The sequence below is a fragment of the Sodaliphilus sp. genome (genome assembly GCF_045598405.1).
In the GTDB taxonomy this organism is placed as follows: domain Bacteria; phylum Bacteroidota; class Bacteroidia; order Bacteroidales; family Muribaculaceae; genus Sodaliphilus; species Sodaliphilus limicaballi.
This window is the reverse complement of record NZ_JAZLLZ010000006.1, coordinates 23,061-36,833: the sequence shown is the minus strand read 5'-3', so window position 1 is coordinate 36,833 and position 13,773 is coordinate 23,061. Positions and strand designations below refer to the sequence as shown.

Here is a 13,773-nt window from a genome sequence, read left to right as displayed (position 1 = left end):
ATAACCCAAGAAATTTATTTGCAAAAATACAACAATTCAAGCAAATTATATTAAGGTAGAGTATTATTTTTTGCATAATTGTCGCTTTTTGACTAATTTTGCAAGGAGTAATGCACTGCTGTGTAGCACGGGAGTGCTGTTACATGTTTAAAAAGTATTCAAATAAACTATATGAAGAATATTGTAATCACTGGCGGAGCAGGCTTTATCGGGAGCCATGTTGTGCGTCTGTTTGTAAATAAATATCCGGAGTATAATATCATCAACCTGGACAAACTCACCTATGCGGGCAACCTCGCTAACCTCAAGGACATCGAGGGCAAGCCCAACTACAAGTTTGTCAAGATGGATATATGCGACTTTGACGCGTTCTACAAGCTCATGCAGGACGAGCACATCGACGGTATCATCCACCTTGCCGCCGAGAGCCATGTGGACCGCTCAATCAAGGACCCGTTCACCTTTGCCCGCACCAATGTGATGGGCACGTTGTCGCTGCTCCAGGCTGCCAAGCTCTACTGGGAGTCTCTGCCCGAGAAATATGAGGGCACGCGCTTCTACCACATCTCAACCGACGAGGTGTATGGCGCGCTCAAACTGACACACCCCGAGGGCATCGAGCCTCCGTTCACGACCAAGGCATCGAGCACCGAACACCACGAGGCCTATGGCGAGGACTTCTTCCTTGAGACCACGAAGTACAATCCTCACAGCCCATACTCGGCAAGCAAGGCGGGCAGCGACCACTTTGTGCGCGCATTCCACGACACCTACGGCATGCCCACCATCGTGACCAACTGCTCAAACAACTACGGCCCCTATCAGTTCCCTGAGAAGCTGATTCCGCTGTTCATCAACAACATCCGTCACCGCAAGCCGTTGCCCGTCTATGGCAAGGGCGAGAACGTGCGCGACTGGCTCTTTGTTGAGGATCACGCCCGCGCTATCGACCTGATTTTCCACAAGGGCACTATCGCTGAAACCTATAACATAGGTGGCTTCAACGAGTGGAAGAACATCGACATCATCAAGGTTGTCATCAATACAGTTGACCGCCTGCTGGGCCGCAAAGAAGGCGAAGACTTGGACCTCATCACCTTTGTCACCGACCGCGCCGGCCACGACATGCGCTATGCTATCGATTCAACCAAACTGCAACGCGAACTGGGCTGGGAGCCCTCGTTGCAGTTTGAAGAAGGCATCGAGAAGACAGTGCGCTGGTATCTAGACAACCAGGCATGGCTCGACAACATCACCAGCGGCGACTACGAGAAATACTACGACTCAATGTATAAGGATAGGTAACAATGAACAGCAATATAGCATTAATCACCGGAGTAACAGGCCAGGACGGATCTTATCTGGCAGAGTTTCTGCTCGCCAAGGGCTATGAAGTGCATGGCATTATCCGCCGCTCGTCGGTTGATTTCCGTGAACGCATCGCGCATCTTGAGGGCATACCCAACTTCCACCTGCATTATGCCGACATGAGTGACTCAATGTCGCTTGTGAAGCTTGTGGGCATGGTGCAGCCCACCGAGATTTATAACCTTGCGGCACAGAGCCATGTGCAGGTGAGCTTTGACGCGCCAGAGTTTACTGCCGACGTTGATGCTGTGGGCGTGCTTCGCATTCTTGAAGCAGTGCGCACCAACCACCTTGAGAAGACTTGCAAGATATACCAGGCATCGACCTCTGAACTATATGGTAAGGTAGAGGAAGTGCCTCAAAACGAGAAGACTCCTTTCCACCCCTACAGTCCATATGCAGTGGCAAAACTTTATGGTTTCTGGATTGTGAAGGAATATCGCGAGGCCTACGATATGTTCTGTTGTTCAGGCATTTTGTTCAACCACGAGAGCGAGCGCCGTGGCGAGACTTTCGTCACCCGCAAGATCACGCTGGCAGCCGCACGCATTGCACAGGGCAAGCAGGAAAAGCTGTATCTAGGCAATCTCTCGTCGCTGCGCGACTGGGGCTATGCCAAGGACTATGTGGAGTGCATGTGGCTAATATTGCAGAACAATAAACCCGACGACTTTGTCATTGCCACCGGTGTCCAGCACAGTGTGCGCGAGTTCTGCACGCTGGCTTTCCACTATGTGGGCATTGAGTTAGAGTGGAAGGGCGAGGGCGAGAACGAAAAGGGCGTGGATAAGGCAACGGGCAAAGTTCTCGTTGAGGTGAGCCCCGACTTTTACCGTCCCACCGACGTTGTGAATCTGTGGGGCGATCCCGCCAAGGCAAAGAAAGAACTGGGATGGAATCCACAGAGCACTTCGTTTGAACAACTGGTGAAAATCATGGTAGAGCACGACATGACCAAGGTTGCCATTGAAAAGGCTGGTGATGCTGTGCGAGTAAACCTTGCCGAGTATCTTGAAAAAGGCATCGTGAAATAATATGAAACGCTATTGCCAGACGCTGACGTTGAGAGACGATCCAGTTCTCGTTGAGAAGTATATTGATGTACATTCTCATGTGTGGCCTGAAGTTATTGCTGGTCAGCACGAGGTGGGCATTCTCTCAATGGAGATATACGCCAAGGGGACCAATTTGTTCATGATTGTCGATACAGTGGATGACTTTGACTGGGACCGTGACATGGCTCGTTTAGCCACACTCCCGCGGCAAGCCGAATGGGAAGCTTATGTCAGCCAGTTCCAAGGTTGTGACCCAAATGCGACCTCTGCCGAGAAGTGGCAACTCATGACAAAGGTTTTTGATTCAGAACGATAACCGGTAAACTTATGAAGCAGACACTTGAGAAACAATATATATTGCCTTTCATCCTTGTGACAAGCTTGTTCCTGCTGTGGGGGCTGGCTAACAACATGACCGACACCTTGCTTGCTGCGTTCAAGCGCATAATGGACATGAGCGACACGCAGACGTCGCTCATCCAGTTTGCATTTTATGGAAGCTACTTCTGCTTTGCCCTTCCAGCAGCATTGTTTATCCGCAAGAAGAGCTTCAAGGCGGGCATAATCCTGGGTCTTTTGTTATATTCTGCCGGTGCAATACTGTTTTATCCAGCAGCAAAGGTTGCGAGCTATGCCTTTTACCTTGTTGCCATTTACATCATGGCAGGAGGATGCAGTGTGCTTGAGACCACGGCAAACCCCTACATCCTGAGCATGGGGTCGCAAGAGACTGCCACCCGCAGACTGAATATTGCACAGTCTTTCAATCCCATAGGAAGCATTCTGGGCATACTCATGAGCAAATATTTCATCCTGGATAACATAAGCCTTTATAGTGTGAGTGCGACATATGCAACGCTGGGCTGTGTGCTCATCGGCATACTGGTCATCATGCTGTGTGCCAAGATGCCGCTGGGCAAAGACACTGATAAGCAGGACGGCTTAAACGTTACCTTTAAGAGATTGTTCTCTAATAGCTTGTATCGCAATGGGGTAGTGGCTCAATTCTTTTATGTGGGGGCGCAAATAGGCGTGTGGTCGTTCACAATCAGAATCGTGATGCAAGAACTGGGCGTGCTTGAATCAGAAGCAAGTACTATCTATCTCATTACGATAATAGGATTCTGCCTGTCTCGTTTTGTATATACATGGCTAATGAAATGGGTGTCACCGGCCAAGCTTCTTGTGGCAGGAGGTGCGCTCTCTGCACTGATGGCGCTGATAGTTGCCGTCTCATCGGGTACAGGTTGGTTTTTGATTACCGCACTGGTGCTCATCAGCGTGTTCATGAGTTTGATGTTCCCCACAATCTATGGCATTGCCCTTAGCAGCATAGCAAAAAGCAATCATCCCGAAGATAGCAAGATAGGCGCAAGCGGACTCATCATGGCAATCTTGGGAGGCGCTATCTTAACACCTTTGCAAGGCATGGTGTCAGACGTGGCGAGCGTTTACATCAGTTACCTAGTTCCTGTTGTATGCTTTGCGGTGGTAATGCTCTATGCAATCTCGGCCAATAAAAAGAGGAATCAATATGAGTAAGAAGGTTTTTGTAAGTGGTTGCTATGACCTGCTGCACTCTGGGCATGTGGAGTTCTTCAAACAGGCGTCACAGTATGGCGACTTGTATGTGGGCATCGGTTCTGATAAGACTTATTTGGAATATAAGCATCGCAAGCCCATGTTCCCTCAGGAAGAACGACTTTTCATGGTCAAGAGTATCCGCTATGTCAAAGACGCTTACATTAATGAGGGAAGCGGGGTAATCGATTTCTTATCTACGCTTGATTTAGTGCAGCCCGATGTGTTTGTTGTCAATGCCGAAGGAGGTTCTGACGAGAAACGCTCGCTGTGCGCAGCGCGTGGAATAGAATACGTAGAGCTGCAACGCACACCAGCCGAAGGACTGCCGGCAAGAAGTTCCACCTCGCTAAAACAGGCATTGTCGAGCATGGCATCTATGGCAAAAACAGAAGAAAACAGTGACTCGGTCAAGTATCCCTCAGGGCCTATTCCTACCCGTCTCGACCTTGCAGGCACGTGGATCGACCAGCCATACGTGAGCCAGTATCATCCTGGCTGGGCGATAACCATTTCGCTTGAGCCCACGTTTGAAGTGCGTGACCGCTGTGGACTGTCAACATCCACTCGCAAGGTGATTCAAAAGATATGGCCTTACAAACTCCCTAAGATGGACCCCGAAATGCTTGCAAGGCTCGTGTTCTGCTTTGAAAACAACCCCGAAAGGGAAAATGGCCACATCTCAGGAGCACAAGATGCGATAGGTATCTGTATTCCAGGATTGTGCCGTCACTATTACGACAACAACTTCTGGCCTCACAAGGTGGAGTACACCAGCGACGAAATGACCCTGCGTTTCCTGGAACAGCATTTGGTGCTGGTGCCCATGGAGCCAAGAAAGCCTGGTTGCTCGGTCGTTGAAGGGAAAGATATTACCAGAGAAAAAGTTGCCGCTCTCGCTCATGCTGCCGATGCGTGCTGGAAGGCTATTATTGACAAAGACCTTGAGGCATTTGCAATGGCTTATCAGGCAAGTTTCAATGCCCAGATTGCCATGTTCCCCGGTATGGTAACCCCCGAGTACCAAGGTAATGAGGGTCTTGACAACAGCTACATCCAGCTGACCATTGACCGCTACAGCCAGCTGCCCGATGTCCTTGCATGGAAGATGCCCGGAGCTGGTGGCGGGGGATATCTAGCACTTGTGGTGAATGACAGCAGTAAATTTGCTGCCGAGAACGAAAACGTCATTAACTTACACATTAGGAGAGAATAACAAAATACTCGCTATGGCGGCAAGGAGTTCGCCTGGAGTGGAATTTTGAAACGATAAACAGAATGGAAAAAGATAGTAAGATATATGTGGCAGGCCACCGTGGCATGGTGGGAAGCGCAATCGTGCGTGAACTGGAGCGCCAGGGCTACACTAACATCATCACGCGCACGCATAAGGAACTGGACTTGTGCCGCCAAGATGCTGTGGAGAAGTTCTTTGCCGAGGAGAAACCTGAGTATGTGTTCCTCGCAGCAGCCCGGGTGGGTGGCATCGTTGCCAACCAGAGCGCACTTGCCGACTTCATGTATGACAACATGATTCTAGAAATGAACGTGATTCACTCGGCTTGGCAGAACGGGTGCAAGAAACTCGAGTTCCTAGGCAGTTCGTGCATCTATCCGCGCATGGCACCGCAGCCCATGCCCGAGAGTTGCTTGCTCACTGGCGAACTGGAAAAGACCAATGAGGCATACGCCCTTGCTAAGATAAGCGGACTCAAATACTGCGAGTTCCTCAACCGCCAGTATGGCACTGACTATATCAGCGTGATGCCCACCAACCTCTATGGACCCAATGACAACTACCACCCCGAGCACAGTCATGTGCTGCCTGCGCTCATTCGTCGCTTCCATGAGGCAAAAGAGGCCGGGCTCGCCGAGGTGACTTGCTGGGGTGATGGCAGCCCGCTGCGCGAGTTCCTCTATGTAGATGACCTTGCCAACCTGTGCGTGTTCTTGATGAACAACTACAGCGGCAACGAGACCGTGAATGCTGGCACAGGAAAGGAATTGACAATCAAGGCACTCACCGAGCTTGTGGCAAAGGTGATAGGCTATGAGGGTGAGATAAAGTGGGACACAACCCGCCCCAACGGCACTCCACGTAAACTCCTTGACGTGTCAAAGGCTGAAAAAATGGGTTGGCGTTATAAGACTGAACTCGAAGACGGCATCCGCCTCTCTTATGAAGATTTCCTCAATAATCCCATGAGGGCCGAGCGGTGAAAAATGACACACTTTTTGCAAATTATTTGCATATATGAGTGATTATAACTAATTTTGCGAAGTTAAATATTTACTTTTAATTAAATTCAATTCTTTATGAAGAAATCATTACTTTTGGCAGCTACCTTGATGGTAGCAAGTGCATCAGTGCAGGCACAGGAGGTAACACCTCCCGCTAAGGCGCAAATCGAAGTGTATAACGGTTCATCTTACAGCTATGCAACTTACGATGACGAAGAGTGGCAGGCACAGGTTGCTATTGCTGGTAACCAGATGTATATAAAGAACATCTTCCCCAACATGCAGAACACCAAGTGGATTGTGGGTACAATCAGCAATGGTAAGGTTGTCTTTGCTGGTGGTCAGGCAATTGGCGAGCAGGATCAATCTCTAATGGGTGGTAGTGATAAGTACACCGACTGCACATTCTATGGCGTGAATGAAAACTTTGAGGATACTGATGCTACATTCTCATGGAATGAAAGCACCAAGACTCTCAAGTCTCTTGATTATGAGTTAGCTTCATATACCCAATTAGGCGGTGGTTATAATGACATGTTTGACGGCACAAGCGACCCCAGCGCTACATTAACACTGGTTGGCACTGGCGAAATCGTAGATCCCGAACCCACTGCTCCCAAGATTTATCTGCGTGGCGAATTCAATGAGTGGGGTACTACTCACGAGTTTGTTGCAGGTAGCGAAGAAGGTGTTTACACCGTTTCTCTTGATGAACTGAGTGGTGTGTTCAAGATTGCCACCGAGGACTGGAGCACAGTTGACCTGGGCGGTAACGCTGGCGACGCACTGACAGTGGGCACTCCATATTCTCTCGTTGAGAAGGGTGCTAACCTGGTGCTTACCACTACAGTGAAGAATGCTGTTGTGACTTACAATGCTAATGAGAAGACTGTGACTGTAACTGGCGATGTTCCTGGTCTCACTTACTACATGAAGCACGCTTGGGGCACTGGTCTTGACGCTGACTGGTCATGGAAGGAACTCACCGACAATGGCAACGGTAGCTACTCAGTTGTTGCTCTTTATGGTGGCACTGGTGTGAACGTTAACACTGTTGCTAGCGATGCAGGTGCTACGTGGTTCCCCGAGCCCAATGTTGTTGATCCCAGCGAGGCTCAATCTACTATCCACTTGAGCGAGGTTAACATTGGCGATGAGTGCACTTTCACTTACTGGAAGGACAACAACTTTGTTGAAATCGTTAAGTCGGTAGCAACTGGTGTTAACGACCTCAACGTGAAGGCAAGCCAGGTTTACAAGGTTGTTGAGAACGGTCAGGTTGTTATCGTTAAGGATAACGCTCGCTACAACGTAGCAGGCCAGATGATCAAGTAAGATTCATCATTATTCGTATTATATTGCCACGGTTCCACACCAGGAGCCGTGGCTTTTTTGTTTCATAGTATTTTTTCGTGAATGTCTTTTTTTTACAAATCTGCGAATTGAATACTGCGTAATTTTGCAGCGTGAAAATTTTATGGTAAAAGATTGTTTAGAAATTTATGAAGAGATTTATTATTACGCTTGGTGCAGTGCTGTTTGCACTGCTAGTATTAGCACAGGAGAATGTGCAGATGACCGATTCGCTCGACATGGAGCTGGACTCGATAATGAAACATTGGGAAATCACACTGGACGAAGTTGTCGTTAAGAGCACTTTGCCCAAGACACAAATCAAGGGCGATGCCCTACGCACCACTGTGGCAGGTAGCGTGCTTGAGAAATCTGGTTCGACTACCGACCTGCTCGCAAAGCTGCCCATGCTCAAGGCGGGCAAAGGTGAAGGGGTAGAGGTGATAGGCCGTGGCGCTGCCGAGGTTTACATCAACGGACGCAAGGTAATGGACATGAACGAGCTCGACCGCTTGCGCTCTGACCAGATTCAGAGCGTTGACATCGTGCAAAACCCCGGTGCACGCTACTCGGCATCGACCAAGGCTGTGGTGCGCATCCAGCTCAAGAAGCAGCAGGGCGAGGGCATCAGCGTGCTGGACAACCTCGATGCTTATTACCAGTATAACGGTACTATTCACAACAACATCGATGTGAACTACCGCACTGGCGGCCTCGACCTCACAGCCTCGCTGTGGACTGGTACATTCGGCGGCAAGTCGCTGCAAGAGAACACACTGCGTTACATGCTCGGCCCCGATGTCTATGCTGGCGTGAGCACACAGGAACAGTTTACCCGCTACAACGGCTATTCGCCCCAGTTGCAGTTCAACTATATGATTAACGAAAATCACTCGTTGGGCGCATTCTACAAGTGGGACGTTGCTACACGCAACCGTTCGCATGGCTTTCTCAACACCGACTCTTATCTCAACGGCGAGAAGGTGGAGCGCAGCGAGAGTAACCTCGACATCAATCGAGACAAGCACATCCACATCGTCAACGGTTATTATAGCGGCAAGGTCAAGAACCTGTCGATTGACTTCAATATGGACCTGCTGTTTAACCGCAACACCGACAACAGCAACACCACCGAGGCTACGACCGACTATGTCAGCGGTGAGATAGCAAATCACATCGTTGACAACCACACCCGCTCTACCAATAACTTGTGTGCATTTAAGCTCGTGCTTGCACATCCTGTGTGGGAAGGTAATTTGAGCTTTGGCGGCGAGTACTCACGCAACCGCCGCACCGACATCTACACCTACGAGAGCTCTGAGGTGTTGCCCGTCAAGGCGAGCGACAACGTCATCACCGAGAACATGGCATCGGCATTTGTTGACTATGGTCGTCGTTTTGGCCGCGTGTTCCTCCAGGCAGGTTTGCGCTATGAGCACCTTGATAACATCTATATGGATTTTGGCGTGAAGGACGAGAGCATGAGCCGTGGTTATGGCGATATATTCCCCACAGCAGTGATCTCGATGCCCGTGGGCAAGACCCAGCTGTCGCTCACTTACCGCAAGGACATCAACCGTCCCAGCTATGACAACCTCACTAACAGCACGATATATATCAACCGCTACACTTATCAGCGCGGTAATCCCTACCTCAAGCCCAACTACATCCACAACCTGGTGCTCAACATGGCTTACCAGTGGCTCAATGTGAGTGCTACCTATGGCCGCGATATCGACTTTATCACCATGCTCACCGAGCCCTTCCCTGGCAGTGAAGACCCCTATGTGAGCCTCTTGCACCCTGCCAACAGCGACCAGGCATTCAACAAGTTCACCCTGTCGGCCTATGCACGCCCGGTCATTTCATTCTGGCATCCTGTGTTCAGTGCCTACGTGAGCTTCCAGGACTACAAGCAGATGGACATGACTGGAAAGACGGTCACCATGAATCGTCCCCTCGTGCAGCTCTCATGGAGCAACGACTTCGTGCTGCCCCGCAATTATCGCTTGTACCTAAACATGTTTGGCAGCACCTGTGGTGACTATAGCAACTTCCGCATTACTAGGGGCAAGTTTACCACCGTGCTGGGAGCACAGCGTGAGTTCTCACTGGGTCAGGCAGGACGTCTCAACGTGGACATGCGCGTCATCGACCCCTTCTGCACAAACGTTAACAAAGGAACAATCATGGGCGTGCGCGAACTCGATTGCTATAATCCCGCTAAGACCACATTTGAACTCAATGTGACCTGGAAATTCAACGAGGCACAGAAGAAGTACAAAGGCACTGGTGCCGGAGAGAATATGAAACAGCGAATGTAAATCTCTCAATAAGATTCTTTTAAGGTGGGTTCTATTAATTATGTCGAGACGATTTTGAGATATGTTTTGAGTAGATTTTTGGCAACGACGGAGTCGTTACACTGCATCGTAACCGATGGTCGAGACCGTCGGAGATACCAAAACAGGCTCAAAAGCGACCGAAATAATTAATAAACTTAATAAAACCTACCTTAAGCCACCCCGCTCGCGATGAGTATGGGTGGCTTTTTCTTTGATATTGTGTTTTTTTTGACTACCTTTGCAGTAGATTACAATTAAAGAATAGAAATATGGTAAATGTATCTATTATCGATCGCATCTGTTTCATCGAGATGGCAAATCCTGACCACTTGAACTGCCTGAGCGATGCGTTGTGCGACCGCATGATCAAAGCGATAAAGAACGCCTATGCCGAGGAGTGCGTGGGCATTGTGATTAAGGCTCAATGCCGCAAGGGTGTGTGGAGTGCCGGACACGACATACGCGAGTTGCCGCAAGACGGCAGCGATCCGCTGGGTTTTGACGTGGCTATGGAGAAACTGCTGCGCACCGTTCAAGATGTTCCCATTCCCGTGATTGCTTGTGCTGGCGGCACAGTGTGGGGCGGTGCTTGCGACCTGTGTGTGAGCTGCGACATGATTGTGGCTTCGGAGGACGCTACATTTGCCATCACACCCGCTAAGATTGGCATACCATACAACGCTTCGGGTATCATGCACTTCATCAATCAGCTTGGTATTAACAAAGCCCGTGAGATGTTCTTCACGGCCGAGGCTATCAGTGCGCAAGATGCACTCAACGTGGGATTCGTTAACCGTGTTGCCCCTGCCGACAAGCTCGACGAGGTGCTCGAGACCACATTGTTGGCTCCGTTGCGTCGCAACTCTGTGATGTCGATTAGTGCTATCAAGCGTCAGTTCCGCATCTTGAGCCGTGCCGCTACCGTGATTTCAAGTGAGAGCTTTGAGAAGATTAATTCTTATCGCTCAAAGGTGTATAACGGCAAGGACTACCGCGAGGGCATCAACTCGTTCCTCGAGAAACGCAAGCCTGTATATACCGGCAAAGCTTTTGACCTAGACACCCCCGACGAATGATACATCAATATGACATCATTGAGCAAGCACATAGAGAATAAGATGCTGGCCATGCACGACGAGGTGCAGGCTCAGCATCTTTCTCGTTTTTTCAAGACTGGACCAGGACAGTATGGCGAGGGTGATAAGTTTTTGGGTATCAAGGTTCCTGTTACTCGAGCCATCGTAAAGGAACACTGGCGCGGGTGCACAATCGATGACTTGGAACCGCTCATTGTGTCACCATGGCACGAGATCAGGCTGTGCGCGCTGTTGTTGCTGGTGCAGGTGTTCAAGCATGCCAGCAAAGACGAAACACTCAGGCAACGATGCGTGGAATTTTACCTGAACCACACTGAATATATCAATAATTGGGATCTTGTGGACTTGTCGTGCTACGAGATATTAGGGCGATGGCTGCAAGACCGCGACCGCACCCTGCTTTACACGCTTGCCCGCAGCGAAGACCTGTGGGAACAACGCATAGCCATTGTCTCAACTATGGCAATGGTGCGTGCCGGCGACCATGATGACTGCATAGCCATTGCCGACATTCTCATGCACCACAAGCATGACCTCATTCACAAGGCCGTGGGCTGGCTCTTGCGCGAAGTGGGTAAGAAAGATGAAACCAGACTGAGGCACTACCTCTCAACACCCCTTGCTGGCGAGGATAAGCCGCGCTGCCAGTCAATGCCGCGCACGATGCTGCGATATGCCATAGAAAGATTTCCCGACACCGACCGCAAATATTTCATGGCTAGGTAAACCGTTATCTTGCGCGCAGTTCCCAGAAGGCTACTGCGGCAGCGGCTGCTACGTTGAGGGAGTCAACGTTGTGTGCCATGGGAATGCGCACCACATAGTCGGCATGGTCGATGGTGGCTTGGGGGAGCCCGTCGCCCTCTGTTCCCATGACTATTGCCAGCCGATCAACCTGTGTGAGCAGTGGGTTGTCGATGCTTATCGAGTTGTCGCTCAATGCCATCGCTGCCGTCTTGAACCCTATGTCGGTGAGTTCGTGCAGATCGTTGCTCACCCATGTCCAGGGCACGAGAAACACACTGCCCATCGACACTCGCACAGCACGACGGTTGAGCGGGTCGCACGAGTCGGGAGTGAGCAGCACCGCGTCGATACCGAGTGCTGCGGCTGAACGGAATATGGCTCCGATGTTGGTTGTATCTACAACACCGTCAATCACTACCACTCGTCGGGCACCCTCGCACACCTGCGCCACGCTGGGCGGGGCAGGGCGACGCATTGCGCACAGCACACCGCGGGTGAGGGTATAGCCAGTGAGCGACGCTAGCAGGTCGCGCTCTCCTGTATATACTGGAATATCGCCGCTACGCTCGATGATGCGTGCGGCATCGCCAGTGATGTGCTTGCGCTCGCACATGAGCGACAGTGGTTCATATCCCGCGTCGAGTGCCACGTTGATCACCTTGGGACTCTCGGCTATGAAGATGCCCTTGCCGGGTTCAAGGCGATTGCGCAGCTGTGCCTCGGTGAGTGTGCTGAAAACTTCCACGCCAGGGTGGGCGAGCGATGTGATTTCAATGACAGGCATGGGGCGATGTGGTTATTTTTTTCCTGGGACTTGTTGCAGTCCCATTTGGATGTTTTTGATTAGTGCTTCTGATGAATATGTGGCACCAGTAGCGACATCGGCCTTGAGTTTGAGCGCTTGGTCGATGGTAAGTCCTTCATACTGGGCAAACACCTTGGTTGCCGCTTTTTTGAAATACTGCGGTGTCTCCTTGTTGGGCAGGGCTTCTATCTTGGCGATTTTGCCGTCCTTGATGGTGATGTTGAGCGGTGTAGTGCTGGAATAGCCTATAACCCTCTTGGCAAGTTCACCAGTGAAGATTACCTGCTCGGCTTGAGCTTTGGGGGAACTTTTCTTCTTGGGTGCAGTTTTAGCGTCGGCCTGTGCACAGGCAATGAGCATCAGGGCGGCTGCAACAGCCATTGTCTTGTAGAATTTCATATTGTTGAAGTCTTTTGTTGGGTGCAAAGTTACAACATTTAGACGAAATAAAGTGTGGCTTGTTTAATGATAAAGTAAAAATTTTATTAAAAATGCTTTTATAAAACATATCTTTGTGTTAACTTTGCGTGAAGAACTGTGCTCGACTGCGGTCGGGCGCTGGTTTAAGCTTGATTATATGGACGAAGAAATAAAGAAATGCCTCGAAGTGCTGCGTAAAGGCGGCTTGATACTTTATCCCACCGACACCATTTGGGGAGTGGGTTGCGACGCCACCAATGCGGCTGCCGTGAAGCGCGTGTATGCCCTGAAGCAACGTGACGACAACAAGGCGCTCATCGTGCTCCTTGACAGTGCCGAGCACCTCGACCACTATGTGGTGGACGTGCCCTACATGGCACGTGAACTCATGGACGTGGCGGTAAAGCCGCTCACCATTATCTATGACGGAGCTTTCAACGTGGCTCCATGTCTGCTGGGCGAGAACGACAGCCTGGGCATCAGGGTGACCCAGGAACCGTTCACTCACAAGCTGTGCCAACTCTTAGGACGTCCGCTTGTTTCTACGAGTGCCAACGTGAGCGGACAACCGTCACCGGCATCGTTTGCCCAGGTGAGCGATGTGATTAAGGACGGTGTGGACTATGTGGTGAATTACAGGCAGGACGAGGAAACTCAACACGCTGCATCTAACATCATCAAGTTGAGCAGCGACGGCACGTTCAAGATAATCAGGTAAAAGTTTAAAGGTTTAAAGGTTTACTTTTGGACATCTTAAACTC

13 protein-coding genes are annotated in these 13,773 nt (G+C 50.3%); 11 read left to right on the top strand and 2 right to left on the bottom strand.

The annotated features are described in order from the left end of the window. The first annotated feature begins 171 nt into the window (after nucleotides 1-171). The 10 genes from ACKI3C_RS00460 (at nucleotide 172) to ACKI3C_RS00415 (ending at nucleotide 11,766) form a co-directional block, all read left to right on the top strand. Nucleotides 172-1,305: a dTDP-glucose 4,6-dehydratase gene (locus ACKI3C_RS00460; RefSeq protein ID WP_407401036.1), complete on the top strand. Its 1,134-nt coding sequence runs from the start codon at nucleotides 172-174 to the stop codon at nucleotides 1,303-1,305. Nucleotides 1,306-1,307: 2 nt separating this feature from the next. After that, on the top strand, nucleotides 1,308-2,402 hold the full coding sequence (gene gmd / locus ACKI3C_RS00455; RefSeq protein ID WP_407401035.1) for a GDP-mannose 4,6-dehydratase: 1,095 nt from the start codon (nucleotides 1,308-1,310) through the stop codon (nucleotides 2,400-2,402). Nucleotide 2,403: 1 nt separating this feature from the next. Next, nucleotides 2,404-2,739, top strand: coding sequence for an L-rhamnose mutarotase (locus ACKI3C_RS00450; RefSeq protein WP_407401034.1), 336 nt, complete (start codon nucleotides 2,404-2,406; stop codon nucleotides 2,737-2,739). Between the two features lie 11 nt (nucleotides 2,740-2,750). Beyond that, nucleotides 2,751-3,965 (top strand): sugar MFS transporter, encoded by a 1,215-nt coding sequence (locus ACKI3C_RS00445; protein ID WP_407401033.1) that lies wholly within the window; start codon nucleotides 2,751-2,753, stop codon nucleotides 3,963-3,965. Next, the gene (locus ACKI3C_RS00440; protein WP_407401032.1) at nucleotides 3,958-5,220 is read left to right on the top strand and encodes an adenylyltransferase/cytidyltransferase family protein; all 1,263 of its coding nucleotides are present in this window, start codon (nucleotides 3,958-3,960) and stop codon (nucleotides 5,218-5,220) included. Before ACKI3C_RS00445 ends, ACKI3C_RS00440 begins: the two co-directional genes overlap by 8 nt. Before the next feature lie 62 nt (nucleotides 5,221-5,282). Continuing rightward, a complete protein-coding gene (locus ACKI3C_RS00435) occupies nucleotides 5,283-6,224 on the top strand; it encodes a GDP-L-fucose synthase family protein (protein WP_407401031.1) in 942 nt (313 codons plus the stop codon). A gap of 96 nt (nucleotides 6,225-6,320) precedes the next feature. Further along, on the top strand, nucleotides 6,321-7,580 hold the full coding sequence (locus ACKI3C_RS00430) for a hypothetical protein (protein WP_407401030.1): 1,260 nt from the start codon (nucleotides 6,321-6,323) through the stop codon (nucleotides 7,578-7,580). 167 nt (nucleotides 7,581-7,747) lie between these two features. Then, nucleotides 7,748-9,922 (top strand): outer membrane beta-barrel protein, encoded by a 2,175-nt coding sequence (locus tag ACKI3C_RS00425; protein WP_407401029.1) that lies wholly within the window; start codon nucleotides 7,748-7,750, stop codon nucleotides 9,920-9,922. 290 nt (nucleotides 9,923-10,212) lie between these two features. Continuing rightward, nucleotides 10,213-11,019 (top strand): methylmalonyl-CoA decarboxylase, encoded by an 807-nt coding sequence (gene scpB / locus ACKI3C_RS00420; RefSeq protein WP_407401028.1) that lies wholly within the window; start codon nucleotides 10,213-10,215, stop codon nucleotides 11,017-11,019. A 9-nt stretch (nucleotides 11,020-11,028) separates the two neighbouring features. Further along, on the top strand, nucleotides 11,029-11,766 hold the full coding sequence (locus ACKI3C_RS00415) for a DNA alkylation repair protein (protein ID WP_407401027.1): 738 nt from the start codon (nucleotides 11,029-11,031) through the stop codon (nucleotides 11,764-11,766). A 4-nt stretch (nucleotides 11,767-11,770) separates the two neighbouring features. Here ACKI3C_RS00415 and ACKI3C_RS00410 read toward each other — a convergent pair whose 3' ends face one another. Then, a complete protein-coding gene (locus ACKI3C_RS00410) occupies nucleotides 11,771-12,571 on the bottom strand; it encodes a TrmH family RNA methyltransferase (RefSeq protein ID WP_407401026.1) in 801 nt (266 codons plus the stop codon). 12 nt (nucleotides 12,572-12,583) lie between these two features. Then, on the bottom strand, nucleotides 12,584-12,991 hold the full coding sequence (locus ACKI3C_RS00405; RefSeq protein ID WP_407401025.1) for an FMN-binding protein: 408 nt from the start codon (nucleotides 12,989-12,991) through the stop codon (nucleotides 12,584-12,586). 178 nt (nucleotides 12,992-13,169) lie between these two features. On the opposite strand from ACKI3C_RS00405, the gene ACKI3C_RS00400 reads away from it, so the two are divergent. After that, complete coding sequence (locus ACKI3C_RS00400) at nucleotides 13,170-13,730, top strand: L-threonylcarbamoyladenylate synthase (protein WP_407401024.1); 561 nt, start codon at nucleotides 13,170-13,172, stop codon at nucleotides 13,728-13,730. The last annotated feature ends 43 nt before the right edge of the window (nucleotides 13,731-13,773 follow it).

Excerpts from the sequence above, each read along its gene's own strand:
- ACKI3C_RS00400 (WP_407401024.1), top strand. The coding sequence starts at position 13,170 with ATGGACGAAGAAATAAAGAAATGCCTCGAAGTGCTGCGTAAAGGCGGC.
- ACKI3C_RS00435 (WP_407401031.1), top strand. The coding sequence starts at position 5,283 with ATGGAAAAAGATAGTAAGATATATGTGGCAGGCCACCGTGGCATGGTG.
- ACKI3C_RS00440 (WP_407401032.1), top strand. The coding sequence starts at position 3,958 with ATGAGTAAGAAGGTTTTTGTAAGTGGTTGCTATGACCTGCTGCACTCT.
- gmd (WP_407401035.1), top strand. The coding sequence starts at position 1,308 with ATGAACAGCAATATAGCATTAATCACCGGAGTAACAGGCCAGGACGGA.
- scpB (WP_407401028.1), top strand. The coding sequence starts at position 10,213 with ATGGTAAATGTATCTATTATCGATCGCATCTGTTTCATCGAGATGGCA.
- ACKI3C_RS00445 (WP_407401033.1), top strand. The coding sequence starts at position 2,751 with ATGAAGCAGACACTTGAGAAACAATATATATTGCCTTTCATCCTTGTG.
- ACKI3C_RS00450 (WP_407401034.1), top strand. The coding sequence starts at position 2,404 with ATGAAACGCTATTGCCAGACGCTGACGTTGAGAGACGATCCAGTTCTC.
- ACKI3C_RS00460 (WP_407401036.1), top strand. The coding sequence starts at position 172 with ATGAAGAATATTGTAATCACTGGCGGAGCAGGCTTTATCGGGAGCCAT.
- ACKI3C_RS00410 (WP_407401026.1), bottom strand. The coding sequence starts at position 12,571 with ATGCCTGTCATTGAAATCACATCGCTCGCCCACCCTGGCGTGGAAGTT.
- ACKI3C_RS00425 (WP_407401029.1), top strand. The coding sequence starts at position 7,748 with ATGAAGAGATTTATTATTACGCTTGGTGCAGTGCTGTTTGCACTGCTA.
- ACKI3C_RS00415 (WP_407401027.1), top strand. The coding sequence starts at position 11,029 with ATGACATCATTGAGCAAGCACATAGAGAATAAGATGCTGGCCATGCAC.
- ACKI3C_RS00430 (WP_407401030.1), top strand. The coding sequence starts at position 6,321 with ATGAAGAAATCATTACTTTTGGCAGCTACCTTGATGGTAGCAAGTGCA.
- ACKI3C_RS00405 (WP_407401025.1), bottom strand. The coding sequence starts at position 12,991 with ATGAAATTCTACAAGACAATGGCTGTTGCAGCCGCCCTGATGCTCATT.